21 protein-coding genes are annotated in these 18,890 nt (G+C 63.1%); 19 read left to right on the top strand and 2 right to left on the bottom strand.

Going from position 1 to position 18,890, the window contains the following annotated elements:
* Window positions 1-2: 2 nt before the first annotated feature.
* The 8 genes from Q7C33_RS12080 to Q7C33_RS12045 all read left to right on the top strand — a co-directional run bounded on the left by Q7C33_RS12080 (window position 3) and on the right by Q7C33_RS12045 (window position 7,843).
* On the top strand, window positions 3-2,267 hold the full coding sequence (locus Q7C33_RS12080) for a chemotaxis protein CheA (RefSeq protein ID WP_198797728.1): 2,265 nt from the start codon (window positions 3-5) through the stop codon (window positions 2,265-2,267).
* Window positions 2,268-2,315: 48 nt separating this feature from the next.
* Complete coding sequence (locus Q7C33_RS12075) at window positions 2,316-3,449, top strand: protein-glutamate methylesterase/protein-glutamine glutaminase (protein WP_030141065.1); 1,134 nt, start codon at window positions 2,316-2,318, stop codon at window positions 3,447-3,449.
* Complete coding sequence (locus Q7C33_RS12070; protein WP_030141064.1) at window positions 3,449-4,189, top strand: flagellar motor protein; 741 nt, start codon at window positions 3,449-3,451, stop codon at window positions 4,187-4,189. Before Q7C33_RS12075 ends, Q7C33_RS12070 begins: the two co-directional genes overlap by 1 nt.
* A 4-nt stretch (window positions 4,190-4,193) precedes the next feature.
* Window positions 4,194-5,078 (top strand): flagellar motor protein MotD, encoded by an 885-nt coding sequence (gene motD, locus Q7C33_RS12065; protein WP_030141063.1) that lies wholly within the window; start codon window positions 4,194-4,196, stop codon window positions 5,076-5,078.
* A gap of 49 nt (window positions 5,079-5,127) precedes the next feature.
* On the top strand, window positions 5,128-5,919 hold the full coding sequence (locus tag Q7C33_RS12060; RefSeq protein ID WP_030141062.1) for a ParA family protein: 792 nt from the start codon (window positions 5,128-5,130) through the stop codon (window positions 5,917-5,919).
* 96 nt (window positions 5,920-6,015) lie between these two features.
* Window positions 6,016-6,888: a CheW domain-containing protein gene (locus Q7C33_RS12055; RefSeq protein ID WP_407683447.1), complete on the top strand. Its 873-nt coding sequence runs from the start codon at window positions 6,016-6,018 to the stop codon at window positions 6,886-6,888.
* Window positions 6,889-6,960: 72 nt separating this feature from the next.
* Window positions 6,961-7,446, top strand: coding sequence for a chemotaxis protein CheW (locus tag Q7C33_RS12050; protein ID WP_024778681.1), 486 nt, complete (start codon window positions 6,961-6,963; stop codon window positions 7,444-7,446).
* A gap of 1 nt (window position 7,447) precedes the next feature.
* Window positions 7,448-7,843 (top strand): DUF2802 domain-containing protein, encoded by a 396-nt coding sequence (locus Q7C33_RS12045; protein ID WP_030141059.1) that lies wholly within the window; start codon window positions 7,448-7,450, stop codon window positions 7,841-7,843.
* Window positions 7,844-8,112: 269 nt separating this feature from the next.
* Here the strand turns inward: Q7C33_RS12045 and Q7C33_RS12040 are convergent, their stop codons facing one another.
* Entirely contained in the window at window positions 8,113-8,436 is a 324-nt protein-coding gene (locus tag Q7C33_RS12040) for an EscU/YscU/HrcU family type III secretion system export apparatus switch protein (RefSeq protein WP_030141058.1), read from the bottom strand.
* Window positions 8,433-10,004 carry a flagellar hook-length control protein FliK gene (gene fliK / locus Q7C33_RS12035; RefSeq protein ID WP_334598085.1) on the bottom strand — a complete coding sequence of 524 codons (1,572 nt, stop codon included), beginning with the start codon at window positions 10,002-10,004 and terminating at the stop codon, window positions 8,433-8,435. Before fliK ends, Q7C33_RS12040 begins: the two co-directional genes overlap by 4 nt.
* Window positions 10,005-10,193: 189 nt before the next feature.
* On the opposite strand from fliK, the gene ccmA reads away from it, so the two are divergent.
* The 11 genes from ccmA to speE all read left to right on the top strand — a co-directional run bounded on the left by ccmA (window position 10,194) and on the right by speE (window position 18,708).
* Complete coding sequence (gene ccmA, locus Q7C33_RS12030) at window positions 10,194-10,829, top strand: cytochrome c biogenesis heme-transporting ATPase CcmA (protein WP_198797732.1); 636 nt, start codon at window positions 10,194-10,196, stop codon at window positions 10,827-10,829.
* Window positions 10,826-11,494 carry a heme exporter protein CcmB gene (ccmB, locus tag Q7C33_RS12025; protein WP_407683446.1) on the top strand — a complete coding sequence of 223 codons (669 nt, stop codon included), beginning with the start codon at window positions 10,826-10,828 and terminating at the stop codon, window positions 11,492-11,494. Before ccmA ends, ccmB begins: the two co-directional genes overlap by 4 nt.
* Before the next feature lie 94 nt (window positions 11,495-11,588).
* A complete protein-coding gene (locus Q7C33_RS12020; RefSeq protein ID WP_030141054.1) occupies window positions 11,589-12,344 on the top strand; it encodes a heme ABC transporter permease in 756 nt (251 codons plus the stop codon).
* Window positions 12,341-12,517, top strand: a complete 177-nt coding sequence (gene ccmD, locus Q7C33_RS12015; RefSeq protein ID WP_007939192.1) for a heme exporter protein CcmD — start codon at window positions 12,341-12,343, stop codon at window positions 12,515-12,517. The genes Q7C33_RS12020 and ccmD overlap by 4 nt, the downstream gene beginning before the upstream one ends.
* Window positions 12,514-12,969 carry a cytochrome c maturation protein CcmE gene (ccmE, locus tag Q7C33_RS12010; protein WP_407683445.1) on the top strand — a complete coding sequence of 152 codons (456 nt, stop codon included), beginning with the start codon at window positions 12,514-12,516 and terminating at the stop codon, window positions 12,967-12,969. Before ccmD ends, ccmE begins: the two co-directional genes overlap by 4 nt.
* 3 nt (window positions 12,970-12,972) lie before the next feature.
* Window positions 12,973-14,961: a heme lyase CcmF/NrfE family subunit gene (locus tag Q7C33_RS12005; RefSeq protein ID WP_407683444.1), complete on the top strand. Its 1,989-nt coding sequence runs from the start codon at window positions 12,973-12,975 to the stop codon at window positions 14,959-14,961.
* Window positions 14,958-15,494 carry a DsbE family thiol:disulfide interchange protein gene (locus Q7C33_RS12000; RefSeq protein WP_030141051.1) on the top strand — a complete coding sequence of 179 codons (537 nt, stop codon included), beginning with the start codon at window positions 14,958-14,960 and terminating at the stop codon, window positions 15,492-15,494. The genes Q7C33_RS12005 and Q7C33_RS12000 overlap by 4 nt, the downstream gene beginning before the upstream one ends.
* Entirely contained in the window at window positions 15,491-15,964 is a 474-nt protein-coding gene (locus tag Q7C33_RS11995) for a cytochrome c-type biogenesis protein (protein WP_030141050.1), read from the top strand. The genes Q7C33_RS12000 and Q7C33_RS11995 overlap by 4 nt, the downstream gene beginning before the upstream one ends.
* Window positions 15,957-17,159, top strand: a complete 1,203-nt coding sequence (gene ccmI, locus Q7C33_RS11990) for a c-type cytochrome biogenesis protein CcmI (RefSeq protein WP_407683443.1) — start codon at window positions 15,957-15,959, stop codon at window positions 17,157-17,159. Before Q7C33_RS11995 ends, ccmI begins: the two co-directional genes overlap by 8 nt.
* A 14-nt stretch (window positions 17,160-17,173) precedes the next feature.
* The gene (locus tag Q7C33_RS11985; protein WP_323155828.1) at window positions 17,174-17,581 is read left to right on the top strand and encodes a hypothetical protein; all 408 of its coding nucleotides are present in this window, start codon (window positions 17,174-17,176) and stop codon (window positions 17,579-17,581) included.
* 251 nt (window positions 17,582-17,832) lie between these two features.
* The gene (gene speE, locus Q7C33_RS11980) at window positions 17,833-18,708 is read left to right on the top strand and encodes a polyamine aminopropyltransferase (protein WP_030141047.1); all 876 of its coding nucleotides are present in this window, start codon (window positions 17,833-17,835) and stop codon (window positions 18,706-18,708) included.
* Window positions 18,709-18,890 lie beyond the last annotated feature (182 nt).

Genomic DNA, 18,890 nt, shown 5'->3' with positions numbered 1-18,890 from the left:
TAATGAGCTTCGGCGCCGATGAAGAGATCCTTCAGGATTTCCTGGTTGAGGCCGGCGAGATTCTAGAGCAACTGTCCGAACAGCTGGTCGAGCTGGAAAGCCGACCTGATGATGCGGATCTGCTCAATGCAATTTTTCGCGGTTTCCACACTGTAAAAGGAGGCGCCGGCTTCCTCCAGCTCAATGAGCTGGTGGAGTGCTGCCACATTGCCGAGAACGTGTTCGACATCCTGCGCAAGGGTGAGCGTCGCGTCGACTCGGAACTGATGGACGTGGTGCTCGAAGCGCTGGATGCGGTCAACAGCATGTTCAGCGAAGTGCGCGAGCGCTCGCCGATCACCGCGGCCACGCCCGAGCTGCTCGCCGCGCTGTCGCGCCTGGCCGAGCCGCAGTCGGCTGACGAAGCCGCGCCGGTGGCCGAGCCTGTTGTGGAAGAGCCGGTCGCCGAGGAATCGGGCGACATCACCGACCATGAATTCGAATCGCTGCTGGACTCGCTGAACGCCGTCAAGGCCGAAGCCGAGGCGCCAACCGCACCTGCTGTGCCAGCCGCCGACGGCGCTGCCAGCGATGAAATTACCGACGATGAGTTCGAGTCGCTGCTTGACCAGTTGCACGGCAAGGGCCAGTTCGCCCCCGATGCGGTCGCAGCGCCGGCGGCCCCGGCTGCGCCAAAGGCAGCGGGGGATAACTCCGACATTACCGACGACGAATTCGAGGCATTGCTCGACCAGTTGCATGGCAAGGGCAACTTTGCCGTCGATGCGCTGGATTCGGCCATCGCCTCCGCGCCGACACCGGCCAAGCCAGCGGCTGCGGCGGCCGGCAGTGACCTGATCAGCGACCACGAATTCGAATCGCTGCTCGATGAGCTGCATGGCAAGGGCAAGTTCAGCGAAGTCGGCAAGGCTACCGCCGCGCCCGCCGCTGCAACCACCGCCGCCGCCGCGACAGCCGCACCCGCCGCGAAGGCTGCGCCCAAGCCGGCCGCCAAGGCCCCGGAACCGAAGGCCGAGACACCGAAACCCGCTGCTGCCGCCGCGCCGGCGCCAGCCCGTGCTCCGGCGGCCGCGCCTGCGGAAAAACCGGCCAGCGAAGCCGAGACCACCGTTCGGGTCGACACCGCGCGCCTGGACGAGATCATGAACATGGTCGGCGAACTGGTGCTGGTGCGTAACCGCCTGGTGCGCCTGGGTCTCAACAGCCAGGACGAAGCCATGTCCAAGGCCGTGTCGAACCTCGACGTGGTCACGGCCGACTTGCAGACCGCGGTCATGAAGACCCGGATGCAGCCGATCAAGAAAGTCTTCGGGCGCTTCCCGCGCCTGGTTCGCGACCTGGCTCGCCAGCTCAAGAAAGAAATCAACCTGGAACTGGTGGGTGAAGAGACCGACCTCGACAAGAACCTTGTCGAGGCCCTGGCCGACCCGCTGGTCCACTTGGTGCGCAACGCGGTCGACCACGGCATCGAGTCGCCGGAAGAGCGCGAAGCCTCGGGCAAGGTCCGCAGCGGCAAGGTGATCCTGGCCGCCGAGCAGGAGGGCGACCACATCCTGTTGTCGATCTCCGACGACGGCAAGGGCATGGACCCGAACGTCCTCCGAGCGATCGCGGTGAAGCGTGGCGTGATGGACAAGGACGCGGCCGATCGCCTGAGCGACACCGAGTGCTACAACCTGATCTTCGCCCCGGGTTTCTCGACCAAGACCGAGATTTCCGACGTGTCCGGTCGTGGCGTGGGCATGGACGTGGTGAAAACCAAGATTTCCCAGCTCAACGGCTCGATCAACATTTACTCGACCAAGGGCCAGGGCTCGAAGATCGTCATCAAGGTCCCGTTGACCCTGGCGATCATGCCAACCCTGATGGTGATGCTGGGCAACCAGGCGTTTGCCTTCCCGCTGGTCAACGTCAACGAGATTTTCCACCTCGACCTGTCGCGCACCAACGTGGTCGACGGCCAGGAAGTGGTCATTGTGCGGGACAAGGCACTGCCGCTCTTCTACCTCAAGCGCTGGCTGGTCAGCTCCGCCGCCCATGTCGAGCAGGGCGAGGGCCACGTGGTGATCCTTTCGGTGGGCACCCAGCGGATCGGCTTCGTCGTCGACCAGTTGGTGGGCCAGGAAGAAGTGGTCATCAAGCCGTTGGGCAAGATGCTCCAGGGCACCCCGGGCATGTCCGGCGCCACCATCACCGGCGACGGCCGCATCGCGTTGATTCTCGATGTGCCAAGCATGCTCAAGCGCTACGCCGCCCGGCGTATTTGATTCTGGAGGGGCGCGGCCCGACGCCGCGCCTCGTCTAACGGAGTGTTTATGGTAGTTAAAGTCCTGGTGGTGGACGATTCGGGGTTTTTCCGCCGCCGCGTCTCGGAAATTCTTTCGGCGGACACGAGCATTCAGGTCGTCGGTACGGCGACCAACGGCAAAGAGGCAATCGATCAGGCCCTGGCGCTCAAGCCGGACGTGATCACCATGGACTACGAGATGCCGATGATGGACGGCATCACGGCGGTGCGGCATATCATGCAGCGCTGCCCGACCCCGGTCTTGATGTTCTCCTCCCTGACCCATGAAGGCGCTCGAGTCACGCTCGATGCGCTGGACGCCGGGGCGGTGGACTTCCTGCCGAAGAACTTCGAGGACATTTCGCGCAACCCGGACAAGGTCCGCCAGTTGCTGTGCGAGAAGGTCCACAGCATTTCCCGCAGCAACCGCCGCGTCAGTGCCTACAGCGCACCGGCGCCTGCGCCGACTGCTGCCCCAACGCCAACGCCGTCTTCGTCTTCGTCGAGCAGCTTCAATCCGGCGCCGGTTCGCAGTGCTCCGGCACCTGCACCTGCGCGCCCGGCGCCAGCCAGCCCGTCGTCGCCAGCGCCCAAGCGCAAGGCCTACAAACTGGTTGCCATCGGCACGTCTACCGGTGGTCCGGTGGCACTGCAACGGGTCCTGACCCAATTGCCGGCCAACTTCCCGGCACCAATCGTATTGATCCAGCACATGCCCGCGGCCTTCACCAAGGCGTTTGCCGAGCGCCTGGACAAACTCTGCCGCATCAGCGTCAAGGAAGCCGAGGATGGCGACATCCTGCGGCCAGGCCTGGCGCTGCTGGCACCGGGCGGCAAGCAGATGATGATCGACGGTCGTGGCGCGGTGAAGATCCTGCCGGGCGACGAGCGCTTGAACTACAAGCCTTGCGTCGATATCACCTTCGGTTCCGCGGCGAAATCCTACGGTGACAAAGTTCTGGCGGTGGTCCTCACCGGCATGGGCGCCGACGGTCGTGAGGGTGCCCGCTTGCTCAAGCAGGGCGGCAGCGCGATCTGGGCCCAGGATGAAGCCAGCTGCGTGATCTACGGCATGCCGATGGCGATCGTCAAAGCCGACCTCGCCGATGCGGTCTACAGCCTGGATGACATGGGTAAAAATCTGGTCGAGGCCTGCCTGTAATGGATGTGCTCAGCCTGATCGGCATCATCATGGCGTTCGTCGCCATCATCGGTGGCAACTATCTGGAAGGCGGCCACCTTGGCGCGCTGGCCAACGGTCCCGCCGCATTGATCGTGCTCGGTGGCACCGTTGGCGCTGCGCTGTTGCAGTCGCCCATGAGCGCCTTCAAGCGGGCCATGCAGGTCCTGGTGTGGATTCTGTTCCCGCCTCGGGTCGACCTGGCCGGCGGCATCGACCGCGTGGTGAACTGGAGCCTGACCGCTCGCAAGGAAGGCCTGCTGGGCCTGGAAGGCGTGGCCGACGCCGAACCCGACAACTACTCGCGCAAGGGCTTGCAGTTGCTGGTGGACGGCGCCGAACCCGAAGCGATCCGCAGCATCCTGGAAGTGGATTTCTACACCCAGGAAGCCCGCGACATCGAAGCGGCGAAAGTGTTCGAGAGCATGGGCGGCTACGCGCCGACCATCGGCATCATCGGTGCGGTCATGGGCCTGATCCACGTGATGGGCAACCTGGCCGACCCGTCGCAACTGGGCAGCGGCATCGCCGTGGCCTTCGTCGCCACCATCTATGGCGTGGCGAGTGCCAACCTGGTGCTGCTGCCGATCGCGGCCAAGCTCAAGTCCATCGCGCTGCGCCAGTCGCGCTACCGCGAAATGTTGCTGGAAGGGATCCTGTCGATCGCCGAAGGTGAAAACCCGCGTTCCATCGAGTTGAAGCTCCAGGGCTTCATGGACTAAGGCCATGGCACGTCGCAGAAATCACGAAGAACACGTCAACCATGAACGCTGGCTCGTTTCCTACGCCGACTTCATCACGCTGCTGTTCGCCTTTTTCGTGGTCATGTATTCGATCTCTTCGGTCAACGAAGGCAAGTACAAAGTCATTTCCGAGGCGTTGATCGGTGTCTTTACCGATTCCGACCGGGCCCTCAAGCCTATTCCGATTGGCGAGGAGCGGCCCAAGACCGTGACTCCCGCCAAGCCGCTGGTCAAGGATGCCGAACAGGTCGACGCCGGCATTGCCGGTAGCAGCGATCCGTTGAAGAGCATTGCCGATGACATCAGCGCCGCGTTCGGCGACCTGATCAGCTCAAACCAGATGACCGTGCGTGGCAACGAGTTGTGGGTTGAGATCGAACTCAACTCCAGCCTGCTGTTTGGCAGCGGCGACGCCATGCCCAGCGACATGGCCTTCAACATCATCGACAAGGTCGCGGCGATCCTGAAGCCGTTCGACAACCCGATCCACGTCGAAGGCTTCACTGACGACCAGCCGATCCGCACCGCGCAGTACCCGACCAACTGGGAGCTGTCTTCGGCCCGTTCGGCGAGCATCGTCCGCATGCTCGCCATGCAGGGTGTCAACCCCGGTCGCCTGGCGTCGGTGGGTTATGGCGAGTTCCAGCCGGTGGCCAACAACGCCACCGCAGAAGGGCGCGCGCGCAACCGGCGGGTGGTGCTGGTGGTCTCGCGCAACCTCGATGTGCGTCGCAGCCTGACCGGCACCGGCACGGCCAATGCAAAACCGGATGCGGCATTGAAGCGGGCTGGCACACAAACTGCACCGACCCCGGTCAAGTCGCCGGTAAGACAGAACGCCGTCAATTCTCCGTCACCGGCTTTATAACCGAGCTATTTCTCGGTCGAGCGCGTCTCGACCGGGAGGAACGATCCGAATGAGAGTCTGGGCAGTCGCCAATCAAAAAGGTGGTGTGGGCAAAACCACATCCTCCATCGCTCTAGCCGGTTTGCTGGCTGAGGCGGGCAAGCGCGTGGTCATCGTCGATCTGGACCCCCACGGCTCGATGACCAGTTATTTCGGCTACGATCCCGACAGCCTGGAACACAGCAACTACGACCTGTTCCTGCACAAGGGCACCGTGCCCGAGGGCTTGCCGGGGCAATTGCTGCTGTCGACCAGTGATGAGCGGATTTCCCTGTTGCCGTCGAGCACCGCCTTGGCCACCCTGGAGCGCCAGTCGCCGGGCCAGAGCGGCCTGGGCCTGGTGATCGCCAAGAGTCTGGCGCAACTGTGGCAGGATTTCGATTACGCGATCATCGACAGCCCGCCGTTGCTGGGGCTGCTGATGGTCAACGCGTTGGCGGCCAGCCAGCAATTGGTGATCCCGGTGCAGACCGAACACTTGGCGGTGAAAGGCCTGGAACGCATGGTCAACACCCTGGCGATGGTCAACCGTTCCCGCAAGCAATCGTTGGCGTTCAATATCGTGCCGACCTTGTTCGACCGTCGCACCCAGGCGTCCCTCGGTACCCTGCGGGTATTGCGCGACATGTACCCGGATGACATCTGGCAAGGCTACATCCCGGTCGATACCCGCCTGCGAGACGCCAGCCGTGCCGGTGTGACGCCGTCGCAGTTCGATGGCAAAAGCCGCGGTGTTCTGGCCTATCGCGCGCTCCTCAAGCATCTGCTGGCCCAGCAGCTCGTCCCGCAGCAGGTGGCTTAAGGTGAGCAGTTTCTCCATGAACGGAGCGTTCGCTCGCCGGTCCTCAAGTCCTGGCGCATTCATGCCGATAACCTTTTCAAGTGGCGCACAGTTCTCATGAACCGGCCGATCAAGACAACTTCGCGTCCGCAAATGGCCTTGCAGTCCTATCTGGATGGGCTCTTGCAGGAAGCGACCGAAGAATTGCCAGCGCCGCCGAGCGCGGTCGAGGCATTGCCCGAGCCCGTCGAAGCCGAGGTGGTGCTGGACGAGTTTCAGGCGGCCGTGCTCGAAGAGCAGGCCCGTGACGCACAAGCGTCGGCGATTGTTGCTGCGGTCGAGGCACCGTTCATCAAGCCTCAGGTGGCGGTGATGGAAGCCCCCGCGCCAATCCTGGCGCCGGTCTCCACCGTCGCCCCGTTGCTACAGGGGCTGGTGACGCCGGTGGTGGAAATCCACCTGCCGCCGAGCAATACACCACCGCCGGTGCAGGTCGATGACCGTCCGGCGTGGGCCGCCGAGCCGTTCGAATGCCTGTTGTTCGACGTGGCCGGGTTGACGCTGGCGGTGCCGCTGGTCTGCCTGGGATCGATCTACTCCCTGGCCGGCCAGGAATTGACGCCGTTGTTTGGCCAGCCGGAGTGGTTCCTCGGAATCCTGCCGAGCCAGGCCGGCAACCTGAAGGTGCTGGATACCGCGCGCTGGGTCATGCCGGACCGTTATCGCGATGATTTTCGCCAAGGCCTGCAGTACGTGATTTCGGTGCAAGGTTACGAATGGGGATTGGCGGTGCATCAGGTCAGCCGTTCGCTGCGCCTGGACCCGAACGAGATCAAGTGGCGCAGCCATCGAGGGCAACGGCCATGGCTGGCCGGTACGGTGATCGAACACATGTGCGCCTTGCTGGACGTTTCCGAACTGGCGGAGCTGATCGCCAGCGGCGGGGCAAAACACCTGGACGGCGGCAAGCCGGTCCGGAAACCGAAATAAGACAACCGGCGACGCAAGGCGCCGCCGGACAGAACACACACCGCCACAGGCGGTTTTTCGAGGGGTCAGGGTATGAATGATAAGGCGTCGTCTCTCAAGGGTTCCGAAGATCCGATCTTGCAATGGGTGACGTTCAAGCTCGATAACGAAACCTACGGCATCAACGTCATGCGCGTGCAGGAAGTGCTGCGCTACACCGAGATCGCCCCGGTTCCGGGTGCGCCAAGCTACGTGCTGGGCATCATCAACCTGCGCGGTAACGTCGTGACCGTCATCGACACCCGCCAGCGTTTCGGCTTGAATTCCACCGAGGTCAACGACAACACCCGTATCGTAATCATCGAGGCCGACAAGCAAGTGGTCGGTATCCTGGTCGATAGCGTGGCCGAAGTGGTTTACTTGCGTCAGTCGGAAATCGAAACCGCGCCTAACGTCGGTAACGAAGAATCGGCGAAGTTCATCCAGGGCGTCTGCAACAAGAACAATGAGTTGCTGATCCTGGTCGAACTGGAAAAAATGATGAGCGAAGAAGAGTGGTCGGAACTGGAGAGTATCTGATTTGATTCTTGAGGTAGCAGTCATTGTCCTGTTCCTTTTCTGGGCAGGCACGCTGGCGATGTTTTTGTCCTACATACGTGGCCAGCGGGATATCGCCGCTCAACAGGCCCAGGGTGATGCGCTGCGCGACCAGCGCATCAAGGACCTGGCCAAGCGTGTCGACGACTATCAGAACGGCACCGTGCGCATGGGCGAAGCGCTCCATGAGCTGCGTGCCGTGGTCGCGCCGTTGCCGGACAAACTGGCGCAACTGGAACAGCGCGACCCCTCCAGCCTGTCCTTTGCCCAAGCCGCCCGACTGGTCGGCATGGGCGCCAGCATCGACGAACTGACCCAGGCCTGCGGCCTGACCCAGGCCGAGGCGGAATTGATGAGCAAGTTGCACAAGGGCGGCTGATCTTTAGCTATCACCCAAGACCAATGTGGGAGCGAGCTTGCTCGCGATAGCGGTGTGACAGTCAATAGAGATGTTGAATGTGAGTCCGCCTTCGCGAGCAGGCTCGCTCCCACAGGTTTTTCTGGCGGGTGCATCGATCATCCCAGCCAAGCCACCTGTGGCGAGGGAGCTTGCTCCCGCTGGGTTGCGCAGCGACCCCAAGCTTTTTACGACTGCTGCGCAGCCGAGCGGGAGCAAGCTCCCTCGCCACGGGATAGTGCCTTCAGCGACTAGTAATCATCCCCACGTTCCGTCACATCTTTCTCCACACTCTGCGCATGCGGATCAAACCCCTGCGGAAACTTGCCCTTGAGATTCCACGCAAACGCGATGATCTCGGCAATCGTGCGGTACAACTCTTCCGGGATGCTGTCCCCCAGCTCCATGCGCGCCAGCAGTTTCACCAACTCGGCATTCTCATAAATAGGTACTTCGCTTTCCCGGGCGATGCGCAGGATTTCCTCGGCCAGGGCTTCGTCGCCCTTGGCGGTGAGGGTTGGGGCGTGGTGGCCGTCGTACTTGAGGGCGATGGCCTGGCGGGGTTCTGTGTTCATGCGGTTTCGTCCACCCAGCGTTGTTCCAGCCGAGTCTTGGGGCCCTGGGGCGGGGTGCCGAGGTGGCAATCGAGGTCGCCGACGTTCAACCCGCACGTCACCAGGCGTTCACGCAATGCGGTCAGGTTCCGTTCGATCAGGCTGGCGGTGTACGGCCGTTCTGCCCACAACTGGCTGGACAGGCTGCCACTGAGCAACTGGGCCTGAATCTGCAGCGGCCCCAGCGGTTCCATGTCGAATGCCAATTCGACCCGCCACAGTTGCTGTTTCGGCTCGGGTTGTTCGCGGCGTTCGTCCGGCTGTTCCCGGGCGGCGGTTTCCTCACGCTGGAACTTGACCTGCAGCGGCACGATGTCCTGCAGGTTGCGCATCGGAATTTCCAATTGCCACGTACTCATCAGCCGACCGTCATCGGTCAGCCCGGTTTGCTCCAGGCTCGACAATTGATGGCTTTGCAGGCGTGAAACGGCGGCGGCTGCCAGGCGCAGCAGGTGCTCCAGGTCGCCTTCTTCGTCTTGTCCCTTCAACAGCCGCGAGGGCAGCGGAAAACTGGTGGGTTGTGGCTTGGCGCTCACTTGGCCGAGCATCCCCAGGGCGCTGCGGACAAAGCTGGGCAGGGCCTGGGCCAGTGTGTTGGCGGCGATGATGGCAGAGAGGTTGGTGGAGGCGGGCAGGGCGGGTGTCAACTGGGCGATCAGTTTCAGCAGGTCGCCCTTGAGGTCCGGCGCCAGGCTTGGCGGCTGTCCGGCCAGGAGTTTGCTTTCAAGGAACGCGCCGCTGGCGATCATCGCTTGGGCCAGTCCCTTGGGGGTGCTCAGTTGTTGTACATCCGGAAGACCGGCCAATAGGCGCGTCACGGCGGCGCGCAGCTCGGGGCCGGTTTCGTCACTGGCGGGAAGGTTCTGCAGGGCGGCGAGCAAGCTGTCCAGCGAACCCTGGCGGCTTACCTGCGTCACCAGTTGCTGGCTCACCGCCAGTTGTTCCTGGCGATTGCTCAAGGGCACGAATTTCAACGTCTGCGCGTCTTGCACTTGCGCACTCAACAGCATGCCGATCCGCAGCGGCTGTGGACTGTCAATGTCCAGGGTACTGCCGGCCTGGGCGGTGTTGAGCAGGCTCACCAGCGAGCGATACACCGCCGGTTGCCCCGGCAGTTGCGGCAAGGCCTGGCTGGTCAGCACCTTGCCTTGCAACAAGGTGCCCACGGGCAACTGCGCGGTGTCGATTCGGGTGAGGGTGGCGACACTGGTGGCGAGGGCCTGCTGCACGGTGATCGCCAGGTTGCTGGCGGACGGCTGGGTCACGGCCAGGCTGGTGCCCTGGGGCAATGGCTGGGTGCTGGTGGCCTGTACGGTCGCTTGGCGACCGCTTTCCAGCGTGACCTTGAGCAGCAACTGAAACGCCTGGTCCGCCTGCTTGAGCGACAGCACCTCGGCCTGGGCCGTCTGGCCAGGGCCGATCAGCCCTTCGGCGGGTGCCAGCAACTTGAGCAATTCGCCCGTCACCGCGGGCATTCGCGTCGTTGCCGTGACCTGGGGCAGTGGCGGGATGTTCATGTCGCCTGTCATTAGCGGTCTTACCTTGGAATCAGCCCAGAGGGGGCTTCACATGTATAATGCCGCCCGCCTTCCGGAGAGTGGCAAAAACCTTGCAATTGTTTGACGCAGCTCTGTGGAACAGGCCATCAATGCATCTATGCTGCACTACTTTAACGGCCGCTGCATGGCCGACTTGAACCGTATAAGGCCCGCGATCCCTTGACCAGTCCTCTCCTGCAAACCGTCGGCCTCGCCTGTGAGCGAGACTTGCGGCTGCTCTTCGAAAATCTCGAATTGAGACTCTCGCGTGGCGATATGGTGCAGATCAGTGGCCCCAACGGCAGTGGCAAGACCAGTCTGCTGCGCCTGCTGGCCGGGTTGATGCAGCCCACTGCCGGCGAGATCCTGCTCAACGGCCAACCGTTGCATAGCCAGCGCAGCGAGCTGGCGCGCAATCTGTTGTGGATCGGCCATGCCGCCGGCATCAAGGATCTGCTGACCCCCGAAGAAAACCTCAGTTGGCTCTGCGCGCTGCATCGTCCGGCCGAGCGCGAGGCGATCTGGCAGGCGTTGGCGGCGGTAGGATTGAAAGGTTTCGAGGACGTGCCGAGCCACACCTTGTCGGCTGGCCAGCAGCGCCGCGTGGCCCTGGCGCGGTTGTATCTGGACAGCCCGCCGCTGTGGATCCTCGACGAGCCGTTCACCGCACTGGACAAGCAAGGCGTGGCGCAGCTTGAAGAACACCTCGCCCGGCACTGCGAGAACGGCGGCATGGTGCTGCTGACCACCCATCACACCTTGGCCCGGATGCCCTCCGGTTATCGCAGCATTGACCTGGGGAACTGGGCGGTATGAGTGTCTTTCGCCTGTTGCTTGCCCGTGAAGCGCGCCTATTGTTCCGTCGTCCGGCCGAACTGGCCAACCCGTTGGTGTTCTTCGCCATCGTGATCGCGTTGTTTCCGCTGGCGGTCGGCCCGGAGACTCAATTGTTGCAAACCTTGTCGCCGGGACTGGTCTGGGTGGCGGCGCTTTTGTCGGTGCTGCTCTCGCTGGACGGGCTTTTCCGCAGTGATTTCGAAGACGGTTCCCTGGAACAGTGGGTCCTTTCGTCGCACCCCCTGGCCCTTCTGGTTTTGGCCAAGGTACTGGCACACTGGGTTTTTTCCGGGCTGGCGCTGGTGCTGCTCTCGCCGTTGCTGGCGATGATGCTGGGTTTGCCCGCCGCCTGCATGCCGGTGCTGTTGTTTTCGCTGTTGTTGGGCACACCGGTGCTGAGCCTGCTCGGCGCGGTGGGCGCGGCGCTGACGGTCGGGCTCAAGCGTGGTGGCTTGTTGCTGGCCTTGCTGATCCTGCCGTTGTACATACCGGTCTTGATCCTTGGCAGCGGCGCTTTGCAAGCCGCACTGCAAGGCATGCCGGCGACCGGGTATCTGCTGTGGCTTGGGAGCCTGACCGCCCTGGCGATAACCCTGACACCCTTTGCAATAGCCGCTGGCCTGAAGATCAGCGTCGGCGAATAATAACGAGGCCTGGTCAAGAATTGACCACTTCCTAGGAAGGTAAAGGCCGACCCGGCGGTTCGCGATGCGAGCCGCAACCGTGATGGAAACAGCAATGAACTGGACCTGGTTTCACAAGCTCGGCTCACCCAAGTGGTTCTACGGCATCAGCGGCAGGATGCTGCCCTGGTTGAGCGTCGCCGCCCTGTTGCTGATCGGCATCGGCGTGGTCTGGGGCCTGGCCTTCGCACCGCCGGACTACCAGCAAGGCAACAGCTTCCGCATCATCTATATCCATGTTCCGACGGCGATGCTGGCCCAGTCGATCTACGTGATGCTGGCGGTCTGCGGTGTGGTCGGGCTGGTGTGGAAAATGAAACTGGCCGACGTGGCCCTGCAATGCGCCGCGCCCATCGGCGCCTGGATGACCGCCGTGGCACTGGTCACCGGGGCCATCTGGGGCAAGCCGACCTGGGGTTCGTGGTGGGTCTGGGATGCGCGACTGACGTCGATGCTGATCCTGCTGTTCCTGTACTTCGGTCTTATTGCGCTGGGCAACGCCATCAGCAATCGTGACAGCGCCGCCAAGGCCTGCGCGGTGCTGGCGATTGTCGGGGTCATCAATATCCCGATCATCAAGTATTCGGTGGAGTGGTGGAACACCCTGCACCAGGGCGCGACGTTCACCCTGACTGAGAAACCGGCGATGCCGGTGGAGATGTGGCTGCCGCTGCTGCTGACCGCGCTGGGTTTCTACTGCTTCTTCGGCGCGGTGTTGCTGCTGCGCATGCGCCTGGAAGTGCTCAAGCGCGAGTCCCGAGCCAGTTGGGTGAAAGCTGAAGTACAGAACAGCCTGGAGGCCGCTCGATGAGTTTTGCGTCATTCGGCGATTTCCTCGCCATGGGCCATCACGGCCTGTATGTCTGGTCGGCCTACGGCATTTGCCTGGCGGTGCTGGCCCTCAACGTGGCGGCGCCGATCCTGGCCCGCAAGCGGTATCTGCAACAAGAGGCGCGTCGTCTGCGCCGGGAGAACGGTCAGTGAATCCGCTGCGCAAAAAACGTCTTGTCATCATCCTGGCGATCCTGGTCGGCGTCGGCGCCGCGGTCGGCCTGGCCCTCAGTGCCCTGCAGCAGAACATCAACCTGTTCTATACCCCGACCCAGATCGCCAATGGCGAAGCGCCGAAGGACACACGCATCCGCGCCGGCGGCATGGTGGAAAAGGGCTCGCTGGTGCGCTCCGGCGATTCGCTGGACGTGACGTTCAACGTCACCGACTTCAACAAGACCGTGACCATCACCTATCGCGGCATCCTCCCGGACCTGTTCCGCGAAGGGCAGGGCATCGTTGCCCTGGGCAAGCTCAACGCCGACGGCGTGGTGGTGGCCGATGAAGTGCTGGCCAAGCACGACGAGAAATACATGCCGCCGGAAGTGACCAAGGCCTTGAAAGACAGCGGCCAATCGGCGCCCGCGCCCGTTAAGGAGGGTTGATCGATGACCACCGGCATTTTTATCCCCGAGCTGGGCCATCTGGCCATGATCCTGGCGCTGTGTTTTTCCCTGGTCCAGGCCGTGGTGCCGTTGCTCGGTGCCTGGCGTGGCGATCGCCTGTGGATGAGCCTGGCCCAGCCAGCGGCATGGGGGCAGTTCGCGTTCATGCTGTTCGCCTTCGGCTGCCTGACCTACGCCTTCATGACTGACGATTTTTCCGTGGAATACGTCGCCAGCAACTCCAACAGCGCCTTGCCCTGGTACTACAAGTTCAGCGCGGTGTGGGGCGCCCACGAAGGTTCGCTGCTGCTCTGGGCATTGATCCTCGCCGGCTGGACCTTCGCGGTGTCGGTGTTCTCCCGGCAGTTGCCCCAGGTGATGCTGGCCCGGGTATTGGCGGTGATGGGCCTGATCAGCACCGGTTTCCTGCTGTTCCTGATCGTCACGTCCAACCCCTTCGAGCGGATCCTGCCGCAAGTGCCGATGGATGGCCGGGACCTTAACCCGCTCCTGCAGGACATCGGCCTGATCGTCCATCCGCCGATGCTCTACATGGGCTACGTCGGCTTTTCCGTGGCGTTCGCCTTTGCCATTGCCGCGTTGCTCGGTGGTCGCCTCGACGCCGCGTGGGCGCGCTGGTCGCGCCCTTGGACCATCGTCGCCTGGGCCTTTCTCGGCATCGGCATCACCCTCGGTTCGTGGTGGGCCTATTACGAACTCGGCTGGGGTGGCTGGTGGTTCTGGGACCCGGTGGAAAACGCTTCCTTCATGCCATGGCTCGTCGGCACGGCGCTGATTCACTCACTGGCGGTCACGGAAAAACGCGGCGTGTTCAAGAGTTGGACGGTGTTGCTGGCTATCGCAGCGTTCTCCCTCAGCCTGCTGGGGACGTTCCTGGTGCGCTCCGGCGTGTTGACCTCGGTGCATGCCTTTGCCTCCGACCCCGAGCGTGGCGTGTTCATCCTGATGTTCCTGTTGTTCGTGGTCGGCGGTTCGCTGACGCTGTTCGCCCTGCGTGCGCCCGTGGTCAAGAGCCAGGTCGGCTTCAACCTCTGGTCCCGGGAAACCCTGCTGCTGGGCAACAACCTGGTGCTGGTGGTGGCCGCGTCGATGATCCTGCTGGGCACCCTGTATCCGTTGGTGCTCGACGCGCTGTCCGGCGCCAAGCTGTCGGTCGGCCCACCGTACTTCAACGCCCTGTTCATTCCGCTGATGGCGATCCTGATGGCGGTGATGGCGGTCGGTGTACTGGTGCGCTGGAAGGACACGCCGGTCAAATGGCTGATGGGCATGCTCACGCCGGTGCTGTTGGGCACGGCTGCCCTGGCCGTGGTGGCTGGCATCGCCTACGGCGACTTCAACTGGGCCGTGCTGGCGACCTTCGTGCTGGCGGCCTGGGTGTTGCTGGCCGGCGTTCGAGACATCTTCGACAAGACCCGCCATAAAGGCCTGATCAAGGGCCTGCCAACCCTGACGCGCAGTTATTGGGGCATGCAGCTCGCTCACCTGGGCATCGCCGTTTGCGCCCTGGGCGTGGTGCTGTCCAGCCAGAACAGTGCCGAGCGTGACCTGCGCCTGGCGCCGGGCGAGTCCATGGACCTGGGCGGCTACCAGTTCGTCTTCGAGGGCGCCAAGCATTTCGAAGGCCCTAACTTCACCTCGGACAAAGGCACCGTGCGAGTGCTTCGCAAAGGTGAGGAAATCACCGTGCTGCATCCGGAGAAACGCCTCTATACCGTGCAGAACTCGGTGATGACCGAAGCTGGCATTGATGCCGGCTTCACCCGCGACCTGTATGTGGCGCTGGGCGAATCCCTGGGCGACGGCGCCTGGGCGGTGCGCGTCCACGTCAAGCCGTTCGTGCGCTGGATCTGGTTCGGCGGCCTGCTGACCGGGCTGGGCGGAGTTCTGGCGGCGCTGGATCGGCGTTATCGCGTCAAAGTGAAGACCCGGGTGCGTGAAGCCCTGGGTGCAACAGGAGCCACTGCATGAAACGTTGGTTGATGGTAGTGCCGCTGGCGCTGTTCCTGCTCGTTGCGGTGTTCCTTTATCGGGGGCTGTTCCTGAACCCGTCGGAGCTGCCTTCGGCGATGATCGGCAAGCCGTTCCCGGAGTTCTCCCTGCCGTCGGTGCAAGGCGACAAGACCCTGACCCGCGCCGACCTGCTGGGCAAGCCGGCCTTGGTCAACGTATGGGGCACCTGGTGCATTTCCTGCCGGGTCGAGCATCCGGTGCTGAACAAGCTCGCGCAGAACGGCGTGGTGATCTACGGCGTCAACTACAAGGACGTCAATGCCGACGCCTTGAAGTGGCTGGCCGAGTTCCACAACCCGTATCAGCTGGACATCCGCGACGAAGAAGGCACCTTGGGCCTGAACCTGGGTGTATACGGTGCGCCAGAAACCTTTTTCATCGACGCCAAGGGCATCATTCGCGACAAGTTCGTCGGTGTGATCGACGAGCAGGTCTGGCGCGAGAAACTGGCCGCCAAGTACCAGTCCCTGGTGGATGAGGCCAAGCCATGAAGCGTTGGTTAGCCGCTGCCGTCCTCGGCTTGAGCCTGGCGGGCGTGGCCCACGCCGCCATCGATACTTATGAATTCGCCAACGACGCCGAGCGCGAGCGGTTTCGCGACCTGACCAAGGAACTGCGCTGCCCCAAGTGCCAGAACCAGGACATCGCCGACTCCAACGCGCCGATCGCGGCGGACTTGCGCAAGGAAATCTTCCGTATGCTCGGCGAGGGCAAGGACAACCAGCAGATCATCGATTTCATGGTGGATCGCTACGGTGAGTTCGTGCGCTACAACCCGGCCCTTTCCTCCAAGACCGCGCTGCTCTGGTTCGGCCCCGCCGGGCTGCTGCTGGGTGGTTTCGTGGTGATCGCGGTGATTGTGCGCCGCCGCCGGGTGCAGCGCAGTGCCACCCCGGACACGCTTTCTGTCGAAGAGCGCCAGCGCCTCGACCAACTGTTGGATAAAACCAAGCATGATTGATTTCTGGCTCGCCGCAGGTCTGCTTCTCCTGGTTGCCCTGAGTTTCCTGTTGATCCCCGTGTTACGCGGCCGTCGTGCCCAATTGGAAGAAGACCGCACCGCGCTGAACGTGGCGCTGTATCAAGAGCGGGTTGCCGAATTGCAGGCCGAGCGGGAGGAGGGCGTGCTCAATGCGGCCCAACTGGACACCGGTCGCGCCGAGGCCGCCCGTGAACTGCTGGCGGACACCGAGGGTGCCGATGCGCAACGTGAATCGCGCCTGGGCAAGCCGTTGCCGCTGCTCGCCGCCGTGCTGGTGCCGGTGCTGGGTCTGGCGTTGTACCTGCATTTCGGTGCCAGCGACAAAGTTGAGCTGACCCGTGAATTCGCCCAAGCGCCACAGTCGATGGAAGAGATGACCTTGCGCCTGGAGCGTGCGGTGGCGGCGCAGCCGGACTCTGCCGAGGGCCTGTATTTCCTTGGCAGGACCTACATGGCCCAGGACCGGCCGGCGGACGCGGCGAAAATCTTCGAACGCACCGTGGCGGTCGCGGGTCGCCAACCGGAGCTGCTGGGGCAATGGGCCCAGGCGCAATACTTCGCTGATGGCAAGAAATGGTCGGACAAGGTCCAGGCATTGACCGACGAGGCGCTGAAGCTCGATCCGAAGGAAGTCACCAGCCTGGGGCTGTTGGGCATCGCTGCGTTCGAAGGCGAGCGCTATCAGGACGCGATCGATTACTGGGGACGCCTGCTGGCGCAATTGCCTGAAGGCGATAAATCCCGTGAAGCGTTGCAAGGTGGTATCGCCCGCGCCACCGAGAAGCTCCAGGACAGTGGGGGCAAGGTCGCCCAGGCGCCGGCAGCCAAGACCGCTGCGCTGCTCAAGGTTCGTGTCGACCTGGCTCCGGCGCTCAAGACCAAGGTGCAGCCGGGCGACAGCGTGTTCATTTTTGCCCGCGCCGTTTCCGGTCCGCCGGCACCGCTGGCAGCCAAGCGCCTGACTGTCGCCGACCTGCCGGCCAGCGTCGAGCTGGGGGACGCGGACGCAATGATGCCGCAGCTGAAACTGTCGAACTTCCCGGAAGTCCAACTGGTGGCACGCATCTCTCGAGCCGGCCAGCCAACCGCCGGTGAGTGGATCGGTCGCAGCCAGCCCTTGGCGAGCAGCACCACCGCGCCGCAACAATTGACCATCGACACTCCGGACCAATGACAGGAACACGCCCCATGACCGCCATCGCTCGTATCACCCTGCTCACGCTCGTCCTGGGCCTGAGCGCTTGTGCGGTCCAGCGCCCGACCGAGCCTTCGGCGCCGTTGCCACCCATCCCGCCCTCGACACCGACCACCAAGCCCGTTCCTTCGACCGCGCCGGGCAAACCGGTGACGCCGAACAAACCGGCCAAGCCGCTGCCGCGCACCTCCGCCAGTTTCGCCCCGCCGCCGGGCGGCAACAGCCACTGGGATGCCAAGCTCGGGGTCTATGTGCTGGATAACCAGACCAATACGTTCTACCGCCAACGCACCTATTACCGCTGGAACAACGGCTGGAGCCGCTCCGTCAGCCCGAACGGGCCGTGGGAAGACACCACAATCGAAGGCGTGCCAGCGGGGCTGGGGCAGAAGTTTCACTAAAGCCCCCGTGGCGAGGGAGCTTGCTCCCGCTGGGCTACGAAGTAGCCCTAAGTTTTTCCTTCGGTATTTCTGCCGGGCCTATCCAGTTAATTGGGGCGGCTTCGCCACCCAGCGGGAGCAAGCTCCCTCGCCACAAAGGCCGCATTGTGCCGTCCAGACAGTTGAGGTTCGACCTGTCATCCCCAGCGTCGTAGAATGCGCGCCTTTGCGAGCCTCATTGGCCCACCGCGTATTGATTGGAGCACTTGACCATGACGACCACCCCGACCGGCGATTACCTGGAAACCCTCTACGAAGGCTATGGCCAGCGTTTTCGCATGGATAAGCTGCTGCACGAAGTGCGCACCGAACACCAGCACCTGGTGATCTTCGAGAACCCGCGCATGGGCCGGGTCATGGCCTTGGATGGGGTGATCCAGACCACCGAAGCCGACGAATACATCTATCACGAGATGCTGACTCACGTTCCCATCCTCGCCCATGGCGCGGCCAAGCGTGTATTGATCATCGGTGGCGGCGACGGCGGCATGCTGCGGGAAGTGACCAAGCATGCGGGCATCGAGCACATCACCATGGTCGAAATCGACGGCACCGTGGTGGACATGTGCAAGGAGTTCCTGCCCAACCACTCCAAGGGTGCCTATGACGACCCGCGCCTGAACCTGGTGATCGACGACGGCATGCGTTTCGTCGCCACCACCGAGGAAAAATTCGACGTCATTATTTCCGACTCCACCGACCCGATCGGTCCGGGCGAGGTGCTGTTTTCGGAAAACTTCTACCAGGCCTGCCGCCGTTGCCTGAACGAGGGCGGGATCCTGGTGACCCAGAACGGCACGCCGTTCATGCAACTGGGCGAAGTCCAGACCACCGCCGGGCGCCTGCGTGGCCTGTTCGCCGATTGGCATTTCTACCAGGCCGCCGTGCCGACCTACATCGGCGGCGCCATGACCTTCGCCTGGGGTTCGACCGACACGGCCTACCGCAAACTGTCCCGTGAAACCCTGCGCGAGCGGTTCATCGGCAGCGGCATTGTTACGCGCTACTACAACCCCGAGATTCACATCGGCGCGTTCGCCATGCCGCAGTATGTTTTGCAGGCGATCAACAAGCCGAGCAACGACTGAAATCCTGAAAGTTGTCGCAAGATGCTTTTGTGGCGAGGGGATTTATCCCCGCTGGGCCGCGCAGCGGCCCCAACAAACATTCAAGCAATTGGGTGTGTCAGGTAAATCCATGGGGCTGCTGCGCAGCCCAGCGGGGATAAATCCCCTCGCCACAACGGTGTTCGGCTCTGGTGAGTGGGCAC

The organism is Pseudomonas sp. BP11-1-1 (genome assembly GCF_052112105.1).
Classification (GTDB): Bacteria; Pseudomonadota; Gammaproteobacteria; order Pseudomonadales; family Pseudomonadaceae; genus Aquipseudomonas; species Aquipseudomonas alvandae.
Note: the sequence above shows the minus strand (reverse complement) of the source record. Positions and strands in the feature narration are given on the sequence as shown.